Origin of the sequence: Hutsoniella sourekii ATCC 700629, from assembly GCF_000518205.1 — a bacterium.
In the GTDB taxonomy this organism is placed as follows: domain Bacteria; phylum Bacillota; class Bacilli; order Lactobacillales; family Aerococcaceae; genus Hutsoniella; species Hutsoniella sourekii.
On sequence record NZ_KI912400.1, the window covers coordinates 92,218 to 103,095 of the forward strand.

Below are 10,878 nucleotides of genomic sequence, written 5' to 3' on the forward strand. Positions count from 1 at the left end.
TATGTTTAAAAATAAATTCACTTACTTGTTAAATGGGCTTTTAAGCCTAGTCTTAGTGGTGACCCTAGTGGCCCCTCTTAGCCAAGGGGTTCAAGCAGAAGAATCTGCTAGCCAGGAGACGGTCTCAGAAGAAACAGTAAAGTTTACCGATGACTTAGGAAGAGAAGTAGAACTACCTGCTAAGCTAGATGCCCTATTAAGCACGGGGCCAACCAGCCAGATTGTTCTCTATACACTAGCACCAGAACGAATGGTAGGCTGGAACCGCAAGCCTGCTAATCTAGACTACCTACCAGAAGAAGCGGATCAGCTTCCAGAAGTTGGTTCTTTATTTGCCCGAGGTCAGGAGATTAACTTAGAAGAAGTCATCAAGCTTAATCCAGACGTCATTGTGGACTTAGGCGAGCGTAAGGATGGGATTGAAGAAGACTTAGACCAATTACAAGAACAAACAGGTATTCCAGTTATTTTCTTTGATGGTCAAATTCAAGATATGCCAAACCTATACCGCAAACTAGGCGATCTATTGGAAGTGGATACCACTGAACAAGTGGCTTATTTAGAAGAAACCCTTAACTTAGCCCAAGATAAACGCGAACAAGTACAAGCCAACCCACTGACTTATTATTTTGCTAGTGGTGATAATGGCTTAACAACGGCTGCTTCTTCAAGTTTCCAGGCAGAAGTGATCGAATTAGTGGGCTTACATAATGTCTACCAAGTAGACGAGGCTAAGAGCTGGGAAGATGTCTCTATGGAACAAGTGGTTGAGTGGAATCCAGAGACGGTTATTTTCCTTGCGGATTCAGCCTTTGACCAACGGGACCAAGAGCCATGGGTGAGTTTAGAAGCAGGTCAAGCCAACCGAATCTATGAATCACCAGACAAGCCGTTTAATTGGTTAACGGGACCTAAATCTGTGAATGCCATTCTTGGTATCAAATGGCTAGGTAACTTATATTATCCAGACTTATACGACCTAGATATGGTCCAAGAAGCACAGACATTCTATGATTTATTCTATCACTATGATTTGAGTGAAGAGGAAGCCAAGGAATTAATGAAGCATTCAACTTTTCTAAACAACTAATAAAGGGGATTACCATCATGAAAAAGATCCAAACGACCTGCAACTATTGTACGGTTGGTTGTGGCTTAGAATTCTATGTTGAAGATAATCAAATAAAACAAATCCTACCTAAAGAGGGTTATCCTGTAAACCCGAATCTCTTATGTATCAAGGGTTTGAATTTAGATAAGCAGCATACCGTTTATAAACCTAGCCCCCTACCTAAAATTCGCCAAGAAGATGGAAGTATGAAAGAAGTGGCTTGGGATCAAGCCTATGAACATGTGGCTAGTAAGATTCAAGAGATTCAAGCCAAATATGGTCCCGAAGCTTTTGCTGGTTTATCTACGGGGCAACTCTTGATTGAAGATTATGCCTTGCTGGGCCACTTGATGCGAGACCATCTTCAGACCAACTTGGATGGGAATACTCGTCTATGTATGGCGACAGCGGTGGTTGCTCATAAGCAATCTTTTGGGTTTGACTCACCAGGTTATACCATCAAGGATATCGAGCTGTCAGATACGATCGTTTTTATCGGATCCAATCCTGTGGTCGCTCACCCCGTGATTTGGAGCCGGGTACGTGCGTCTAGAAAGCCTTCGGATAATATTATTGTTATTGATCCACGCAAATCGCATGTGGCCAAAGAGGCGGATTATCACTATGGTATTAAGCATGACGGCGATTTACCGCTTCTTTATACTGTGGCTAATTTATTGATCGAGCGCGATGCCTTGGATCATGACTTTATTTCTCAGCATACCAACCACTTTGAAGAATTCAAAGAGTTTGTCAAGGACTTTACCCTAGATAAGGCGGAGGAACCAACTGGCCTTTCGAAAGAAGAGATTATCCAACTAGCCGATCTGATTGAATCGGGTCAGCGCGTGAGCTTCTGGTGGTGTATGGGTGTCAACCAACACTATGAAGGTGTTCGTGTTGCTCAGGCGATTATTAACCTAGCCTTAATGACTGGTAATATCGGTAAGCCAGGTACAGGAGCGAACTCGCTAACGGGCCAACCGAATGCGATGGGATCTCGACTCTTCTCAAATACGACTTCATTACCAGGAGGAGCTAATTTCGACAATCAGAGTGAGCGAGAACGGATTGCGGGTATCTACGGCGTGGAGCCAGATTACTTGGCTAAGAAGCCAACTATCCCTTACAATGCGATTGTTGAAGGCATTAATTCGGGAGAAATTAAGGGGCTTTGGGTCTACTGTACCAACCCTCGTCACAGCTTCACCAATAATGAGACCTTCAGACAAGCCGCTGAAAAACTTGAGTTATTAGTGGTTCAAGATATCTATGATGATACCGAAACAGCTGAGTTAGCCACGGTTATGTTACCAGTGGTTCCAGCAATCAAGAAGGAAGGAACCATGATCAACACCGAGAGACGGGTCGGGCCAGTTCAACCGGTGATTAGCCGAGAGGCTAATGAGAAGACCGACTATGAAGTCTTCCTAGGCATTGGACAGGCCCTTGGCATGAACTTAGACAAGTGGCAAACGCCGCGCGATGCCTTTGAGTTAATGAAGGAAACATCCCGAGGCACCCCGTGTGACATTACCGGAATTGATTGGGACCAATTGAAGAATTCCGAAGGGGTCCAATGGCCACTTCCGGAAGGCCAAGCCTTAGAAGCGGATGAACGCCGACTTTATGAGGATGGTCAATTCTTCACGCCAGATGGTCGAGCTAACTTTGTCTTTGAGACGCCAATGGAAGATCCAATGGCGACAAGTGAAGAGTTTCCGATCGTCTTCAATACGGGACGAATTTCGGCAGCAGCTTGGCATACCCGGACACGGACGCGTGAGATTCCAGCAGCCAGACAGGTTGAACCGGATGACGCTTACGTTATTATGGGACCTGGGCTCGCTCAAGAGAAGAAGCTCCAAGCTGGTGATCAGATTCGGGTCCATTCCTCTAACGGACAATCAGCGATTTTTGATGTTCAAATCTCAGCTGACCAGAGAGACGATGAGATTTTTGCGCCACTTCATTATGAAGAATGTAACAAGATGACCTTGTCGATCTATGATCCTTATTCCAAGGAGCCTGCTTATAAGTCAGCTCCTGTCAATATCGAAAAAATCGAAAAGCTTGTTGAAGCCTAATAAAGGAGAATTCCATGAATAAATTTATTGATAAGGCCAAGGCCTTGCCAGTCCCTATCCTACCTACTTTGACAGGACTTTTAACCTTGTCGAATTTATACAATGGTCTAGGCTTTTCCTGGATCCGCCATCTCTCGATGTTACTAGCAGCCATCATTTGGTTGATGTACTTGGTCAAACTTTGCCTTTCCTTTGACCAAGTTAAGCAGGAATATCTACAAGTGATTCCTGCTAGCTTGTATGGTGGCTTTACCATGACCTTGATGATCTTGAGCTCCTACTTAGCTGAATATCAATTCGCCTTGGGGCGCAGTCTGTGGTTGGTGGCTACGATCCTTCATATTGTTCATATCCTAGCCTTTACTCTGATTCACTTTAGAGCCAACTTCATGCAGGTATCCTTTATGCCTTCTTGGTTTGTCACCTACAACGGACTAGCTGTATCCGTCGTTATTGGGGGTAACATGGGCTTTGAATGGTTACAAAAGGTGATCGCTATTTATTGTATTTTGATTTATCTGGCTTTAATACCTTTTATGGTTAAGCGCTTGGTGACACTACCGGTTTCTAAGCCCCTGTATCACAGTCAGGCTATCGTTGTTGCCCCTGTGAGTTTAGCGATTGTGTCTTACTTGAATACCACCAACCAACCCATGGCCTGGTTGGTCTATCTGCTCTATTTGATGTTATTAATTTCTCTTGTCTACTACGCCTACCTCCTGCCTCGCTTCTTGTCCTTTAATTTCTTTCCAGCCTTTGCCGGAACCACTTTCCCGATGGCGATTGGAGCGGTGGCTTCAGGCAAGGTGGCAGGTTTTCTAAATGGTCAAGGCTTGGAGTCCTTAGGAGCCATGGCTAGCCAAATTCAAGGTATTCAAATTTATGTGACAACGATTGTGGTGGGTTATGTCTTTATCCGTTTCTTTGCCACAATTATGGATGTGGATACTTGGTTGCTTACTAACTACCCGGATAACGACTAATGTTCAATCAAGTTGCATTAATTATCCTAGCGGGCGGTAAGAGTCGGCGAATGGGCTTTGACAAGCAGCAACTAGAAATTGCAGGAGAAACCATTGTCCACAAACAAATCCACCACCTTCATCAATACTTCTATGAAGTCATTGTGGTCTCTAACCGTCCTGACTTATACCAAGACGATCCCGTGCAAGTGGTCCGAGATGACTACTTGGGCCAAGGCCCATTGGCAGGGATTCATGCTGGTTTGCAAGCAACAAGGGCTGATTATGGCTTTGTTCTTGCTTGCGATATGCCTCACTGGGACTTGGACTATCTGGCCTATCAATTCAAACTGGCTAACCAAGGAGGACACCTACTTGTCGCCAGTCAAGATAGTCAAGGCCAGATCTATCCCTTTCATGCCTTGTATTCCAAGCAGTTACTAAGCCCTCTGGCTCAGTACTTAGAAGCGGGTCAGCGAAGAGTCCAATCTTTTATACTCGATCAAGATGCTTGCCTGATTAAGCAAGAGGCCTATCCAAGGAAAGTAGATTTTTCAGATTTGTTTATTAATCTCAACCAGCCTGATGATCTTTGTCGCTACCAGGAAGGGAGGATTCCATGATCCGCTTAATAGCCATTGATCTGGATGGTACGCTCTTAAGAGATGACCATACTTATGACCAAGATCGCTTCCAAGATCTGATTGGCCTGCTTACTGATCAAGGGATTCAACTTGCCATCATCTCAGGACATAGCCGTCAAGATACACAAGCCATACTTGAACCCATTAACTTGAAGGGGGTCTATGTCGCTAGTCATAATGGCAACTACATGACCTATAATGGGCAAAAGATTCGCCAAGTAAACCTCAAGCCGGCTGACCAAGCTTGGGCTTTGAGCCAGGTTCAAACTTATCAAGATGATTTTCTTTTGGTCGCTGATGATGGTCAGTCGTTATCTTATTGTTCAAGTCAAGCAGATGATTTTCATCACTTAGTCCAGTCAGAATATCCCCAAGCCCAAGCCATCACTCTAGAAGCACTACAGAAAGAGGTTTTCTTTAAGTTGGCGGTTCATTTTGGGCAATCAAGGGATCAGATGCGGGCCTGGTCTCAAGCAATCCAGCCCTTTAACCGATCATTAGATGTTATTGCAAGGCATGGAGGTTGGTTGGAATTCCATCAAGTGGCTGGCGGTAAGGGGACTATCCTGAAGCGAATTCAAGCGCAATTGGGAATTAAGCCTAGTCAGACGCTTTGTTTTGGTAATCGGCTCAATGATGGTGACATGAATTCTTATGCCGAGCATTCAGTAGCGATGGCTAATGCGGATCCGGCCTATCAAGACCTATCTAGATATCTTATTGGCAGCAATCAAGACCAAGCCGTCATTCAAATATTAGAAACCTATATTCAGACAGGAAATTGGGACTTTATGATTTCTTACCAACAAAAAAATAGCAAGGAGGCAGAAGATGACAGACGTTAATAAAATTTATCACTACGGCGAACAAAGGCAAGCCGTCGATACGACTTCTAGCGCTAGCCAATCAAGTGAGACTCATCCTGATCAAGACTATCCCCGCAATGACAACCAATTTATTGGCCAAGCCAGGGGACTCAATGGAGAGGTAGTGGCTAGAGTGACTCTATCCATTGACCAAATTGAGATTATCGATGAGAAGGAGACCACTGGGATTGGTGATTTAGCTACTCGAACTTTGCCAGAGCGGATGTTACAAGAACACAAGATCGATGTTGACTCGATCACCGGAGCCACTGTGACTTCACAGGCTGTCAAGAAGGCTGTTCAAGAAGCCATGCAAGCAGCCGTTGATGATTGGAGCCAAGGTTTAGATCCTGTTCATACCGCTTCAAGTCTACCCGCCCAAACGGCCGGTCCAGGCCAATACATTGGTCAAGCTCAAGGTCTAGGCGGGACTCTAGAGGTTCAGGTCAGCTCTTCAAATGGTCAGACCATCGAAGCCGTTCAAGTCTTGAATCACAATGAAACACCAGGAATCGGCACCAAGGCTATTGATGCCCTTCCAGACTTATTTGTGCAAGAGAATTCCACTCAAGTGGATGCCATTGCGGGAGCTACAATAACCAGTCAAGCGCTCAAGGAGGCTGTTCAAAACGCCTTAGCCCAAGGCGCTCGTTCGCCTGCTGCAGCTGAAGGACTTGAGGGTGTGGTTGCTCAATTATTAGACTCTAAAGCTTTCCAAGGAGCCATCTATGATGTCTTGAGTCAATATCTCCCACAATCATCCCAGGCCCCAGCCTCAGCAAACCATACGGAATCTTTTGATAGTCACTCTAGTGCTTCTTATGTAAGCGAAGAAGAGATTCTTGATCAACAGGTGCCAGACACGACTTCTTCAGCGAGTCAACATTAATATATTGACGCAATATAATTATAAACAATAGCTTATTTAGACCTGTTATTAACTAATAACAGGTCTATTAAAGCTTGATATAATGGGATTGACAGTGTGTGGATACGTGGTATAATCTTTAATAAGATTTCAAAAAAATGGAGGTAAAGTCATGAAGTTTTTAAAACATCTCTTAGTATTAACCCTAGTTGCTAGCCTGGGTGGCTTTCTAGCGCCTCTTGCTAAGGCCCAAGAAACTGTTCAGGTAGAAGATATTCACGGCACTCAAGAAGTAGCCAAGAATCCTAAAGTGGTTGTAGCTTTAGATAATCGCACCTTTCAAACACTTGAAGAGTGGGGGATCCCTCTAGCAGCTGTTCCAAAGGATGTTATGCCTGCTGATAGTGCATATGTCAAGGATGACCAAGTTGAAAATATCGGTAACCACCGTGAGCCTAACCTTGAGTTGATCGCAGCCTTACAGCCTGACCTTGTTATTGTTGGCCAACGTTTCGCCAGCCATTACGACGCAATCAAGGAACTAGTTCCTGATGCTACGGTCTTAGACTTCTCATGGGATGTCTCAGAGGAAGCGGAAGAAGCGGGTGAGAATTTAACCCAGGGCTTAATCAAAGGAAGTAAGGACTTAGGGGCTATTTTTGGTAAAGAAAAAGAAGCGGATCAATTAGTGGCAGACTTTGAATCCGCCATCCAAGAAGCCAAGAATGCTTATAATGGCAAAGATAAGGTGATGTCTTTAGTGGTTTCTGGTGGAGAAATTGGCTTTGCAGCCCCACATTCTGGTCGCGTTTGGGGTCCCTTGTATGATATTCTAGGATTACAACCAGCATTAGAAGTTGACCATGCTTCTTCTGACCATAAGGGAGACGACATTTCAGTTGAGGCGATTGCTGAGAGTGATCCAGATTGGTTGTTTGTTCTAGACCGTGATGCAGCCGTAGCCGATGAAGCTAGTAGCCCGGCCAAGGATGTTATCGATCAAGCGCCAGCTTTAGCGGAGACCAAAGCGATCAAAGAAGGTCATGTTCTCTATGCGCCAGATGATACTTACACCAACGAATCGATTCAAACCTTTACCACTATTTTCCAAGAGATTGCTAAGGCATTTGCTAAGTAATCTGGTCATCTGATAAGGAGTCGGTAAGATTGACCCATCAAGCAGACAAGTTAAAGAGTAGGGCTGATAAAAATCAGTCCTCTTTTTCGTATTTATTCCACTCTAAGTGGGGATTAGCTATCATGACGGCCTTGGTGGGCTTATTGATCTTTCTGTCTTTGTATACAGGTGTCTATGACCTGAGCGGAGACGGCAAGGGTATGTTTTGGATTACTCGCTTGCCCCGAACCATTTCCTTGGTCTTATCTGGTGCCACCATGGCTCTAACGGGCCTGGTGATGCAACTGTTGACCCAGAACAAGTTCAGTGAAACGACTACAACAGGAACCATCGAATGGGCAGGCCTGGGTTTGGTGCTTGTCTATGTCCTCCTGCCTAATCCGACTATTTGGCAGCGGATGATGGGGGCGGTGGTCTTTGCTTTTATTGGAAGCTCCATTTTCTTTGCTTTCATGTCGCAGATTCGACTCAAGTCCTCCCTAATTGTTCCAATTGTTGGTATGATGTTAGGAGCGGTGATCTCGGCAATTAGTAACTTTGTGGCTTTAACTTTCCAGGCCTCGCAAGTTTTAACGATTTGGTTTACGGGATCTTTTGCAAATGTCCAAAAGGGGCGTTATGAGTTGATTTGGCTCTTAATCCTTGTTGTAATCTTGATTTATCTCTTTGCTGATCGCTTAACTATTGTCGGCTTAGGTGAAGATATTGCCGTTAATTTGGGAATCAATTATCAAGCAATGATGCTGGTGGGAGTGACGATTGTCTCCTTGGCGACAGGGGTTGTAGCTGCGGTTGTGGGTTACTTACCCTTTATTGGACTAATGGTGCCTAACTTAGTCTCTCGTTTGGCCGGGGATGATTTGCGGTCCAACCTTCCCTGGGTAGCCTTGCTAGGGATGGCCAGCCTCATTACTGGAGACCTCTTGTCACGGACTTTAGTCCAGCCCTTTGAGATTCCAGTGTCCTTGATCCTAGGCGTGGTGGGCTCTAGTTTGTTTATTGCGATATTATGGCGTAGGGATGGGTGATTAGATGACAAGATCCAAACAAGTAAATACTAGCTTTCGCACGAGGGCTGACCAGCTACATTATTGGCTGGCTTTCGGTTTGTTTTTGCTTCTAGGGATCCTGGCAGCTATGGGGTTGATCTTTTATAATAATCCCATTGTAATGGGATCCCCCTCCTTCTGGCCGGTCGTTTCAAGACGGCTGATAGGCCTTCTAGCTATGTTTTTGGCGGCTATTTGCCAAAGCTTGGCAACCTTGTCTTTTCAGACCATTGCGGATAATCGTTTGCTGACTCCGGCCCTTCTAGGCTTCGAATCCATCTATGGTTTGATTCAGACGCTAGCGGTTTATATCTTTGGTCTGTCAGGCTTAGCTAGTTTAAAGACTGGGCCTGCCTTTCTAGCTCAGGTACTGGTAATGGTGGGGGTCTGCTTGTGGCTTTATGGTAGTTTATTAACCTCCAAACGTGCGGATACCCAGCGGATGCTTCTAATCGGTATGATGTTGGGGATTGGCTTGCGGTCTGTCAGTCAATTCATGCAGCGACTGATTGCCCCAGCGGAATATGACGTCTTACAGGCGCAACTCTTTGGATCGATGAACCATGCCAAGGCAGAGTACTTTCCCCTAGCAGTGCCCTGCATTCTAGTGACCTCTAGCTTGATCTGGATCCAATCGCGAGAACTAAATATTTTGAGCATGGGCCGAGAAGTGGCCATTAATTTAGGGCTGAACTATCGCTGGAGCCTAATCAAGCATTTAATCTACATATCTATCTTGATGGCCGTATCCACAGCCCTGGTGGGCTCCTTATCCTTTCTAGGCTTTCTGGTATCACTTCTGACATACCAGGTGGCCCGAACTTTTGATCATCGTTATTTGCTGCCCTTGTCGGTGCTAGTTGGCTTTCTCATTTTATCGGGGGCCTACTTTATTATGAATCATATCTTTAATGCCCAAGGAGCCGTGACGATTATCATCGAATTAGGAGGAGGCCTAGCCTTCTTAGGGCTGGTGATGAGGAGGAAAGACATATGGTAAAAATCAATCAAGTAATCAAGGAATACAAGGGGCAAGTGGCCGTGGGCCCTATTAACCTCGACATTCCTAAGCCAGGTATCACCTCCATCATTGGGCCCAATGGCGCAGGTAAGTCGACCTTGTTGATGATGATCGGTCGTCTCTTGGAGATGGATGGTGGATCTATTTCAGTAGGTGGTACTGATTTATCGACAGGTAAGTCTAGTGAATTAGCTCAGCATTTAGCGATCTTACGTCAAGAAAACCACTTTTCCACCCGCCTAACGGTTCGGCAATTGGTTTCTTTTGGGCGTTATCCTTATTCCAAGGGTCGGCTCAATGGAGAAGATTATGCCATCATCGACCGTTACCTATCCTTTTTGCATTTGGGAGACTTAGCTGACCGTTACTTGGATGAGTTATCAGGTGGGCAGCGGCAACGGGCCTATGTGGGTATGGTCCTGGCCCAAGAGACTGATTATATTCTCTTGGATGAACCCTTGAACAACTTGGATATTGAGCATTCTGTGCAGATGATGAAGCACTTAAGGCGAATTGCTGATGAATTTCAGCGCTCGATTATCCTGGTCATGCATGATCTGAACTTCACCGCCCGTTATTCAGATTATATTTGTGCCATGTGTCAAGGGCAGATCACCCATTGGGGATCCGTTGATCAAGTGATGACCACGGAAGTCATGAGTGAGATCTTCTCTTGCGAGATCGAGATTGTCCAGGCCTTATGTGGTCCTGTTGTTATTTATTAATCAGTCAAAAAGTGAGCCAGGACTGTAATATAAGTTAACGACACTACATTTAATCTAAACGAATCGTTTGGGTTTGTAAGCTTTGTTTTTTTATATGATGAATTGCAATAATTATTGCGACAAAAAATCATTCTAACTGAACAAGTTCGTGCATGAATACCTCAAAGGGCGTCTTAAAATTTAAACACTTTCTAGGTCGATTGTTTATCAACCATAGCGCATTGAAAAGTTCATCTTCCGTAATTTTAGCTAGATCTGTGCGTTTAGGAAAGAATTCTCTCAGTAATCCGTTGGCGTTCTCGTTAGTCCCTCTCTGCCAAGCACTATAAGCATCCGCAAAGTAAAAAGCGATCTCTTGTTGTTCGATGTCAGAATAACAAGCAAATTCTTTCCCACGGTCAGAGGTG

General features: G+C 44.9%; 11 protein-coding genes. 10 read left to right on the plus strand and 1 reads right to left on the minus strand.

Going from position 1 to position 10,878, the window contains the following annotated elements; all coding sequences use genetic code 11:
* The first annotated feature begins 1 nt into the window (after position 1).
* The 10 genes from T408_RS11920 to T408_RS0110265 all read left to right on the plus strand — a co-directional run bounded on the left by T408_RS11920 (position 2) and on the right by T408_RS0110265 (position 10,471).
* Positions 2-1,090 (plus strand): ABC transporter substrate-binding protein, encoded by a 1,089-nt coding sequence (locus T408_RS11920; RefSeq protein ID WP_051444897.1) that lies wholly within the window; start codon positions 2-4, stop codon positions 1,088-1,090.
* A gap of 17 nt (positions 1,091-1,107) precedes the next feature.
* Complete coding sequence (locus T408_RS0110225) at positions 1,108-3,198, plus strand: molybdopterin oxidoreductase family protein (protein ID WP_028119811.1); 2,091 nt, start codon at positions 1,108-1,110, stop codon at positions 3,196-3,198.
* 14 nt (positions 3,199-3,212) lie between these two features.
* Positions 3,213-4,181: a TDT family transporter gene (locus tag T408_RS11575; protein WP_035420647.1), complete on the plus strand. Its 969-nt coding sequence runs from the start codon at positions 3,213-3,215 to the stop codon at positions 4,179-4,181.
* Complete coding sequence (gene mobA / locus T408_RS0110235; protein WP_028119812.1) at positions 4,181-4,783, plus strand: molybdenum cofactor guanylyltransferase; 603 nt, start codon at positions 4,181-4,183, stop codon at positions 4,781-4,783. The genes T408_RS11575 and mobA overlap by 1 nt, the downstream gene beginning before the upstream one ends.
* Positions 4,780-5,649, plus strand: a complete 870-nt coding sequence (locus tag T408_RS0110240) for an HAD family hydrolase (RefSeq protein WP_028119813.1) — start codon at positions 4,780-4,782, stop codon at positions 5,647-5,649. Before mobA ends, T408_RS0110240 begins: the two co-directional genes overlap by 4 nt.
* Positions 5,636-6,559, plus strand: a complete 924-nt coding sequence (locus T408_RS11925) for an FMN-binding protein (protein WP_028119814.1) — start codon at positions 5,636-5,638, stop codon at positions 6,557-6,559. The genes T408_RS0110240 and T408_RS11925 overlap by 14 nt, the downstream gene beginning before the upstream one ends.
* Before the next feature lie 151 nt (positions 6,560-6,710).
* On the plus strand, positions 6,711-7,676 hold the full coding sequence (locus tag T408_RS11585; protein ID WP_051444898.1) for a siderophore ABC transporter substrate-binding protein: 966 nt from the start codon (positions 6,711-6,713) through the stop codon (positions 7,674-7,676).
* 29 nt (positions 7,677-7,705) lie between these two features.
* Positions 7,706-8,704 carry an ABC transporter permease gene (locus tag T408_RS0110255; protein WP_028119815.1) on the plus strand — a complete coding sequence of 333 codons (999 nt, stop codon included), beginning with the start codon at positions 7,706-7,708 and terminating at the stop codon, positions 8,702-8,704.
* Between the two features lie 4 nt (positions 8,705-8,708).
* Positions 8,709-9,725: an iron chelate uptake ABC transporter family permease subunit gene (locus T408_RS0110260; protein ID WP_028119816.1), complete on the plus strand. Its 1,017-nt coding sequence runs from the start codon at positions 8,709-8,711 to the stop codon at positions 9,723-9,725.
* Positions 9,719-10,471 (plus strand): iron ABC transporter ATP-binding protein, encoded by a 753-nt coding sequence (locus T408_RS0110265; protein ID WP_028119817.1) that lies wholly within the window; start codon positions 9,719-9,721, stop codon positions 10,469-10,471. The genes T408_RS0110260 and T408_RS0110265 overlap by 7 nt, the downstream gene beginning before the upstream one ends.
* Positions 10,472-10,598: 127 nt before the next feature.
* On the opposite strand, the gene T408_RS0110270 is transcribed toward T408_RS0110265, so the two are convergent.
* A partial coding sequence (locus tag T408_RS0110270) for an IS30 family transposase (protein ID WP_028118713.1) occupies positions 10,599-10,878 on the minus strand: 280 nt, incomplete at its 5' end.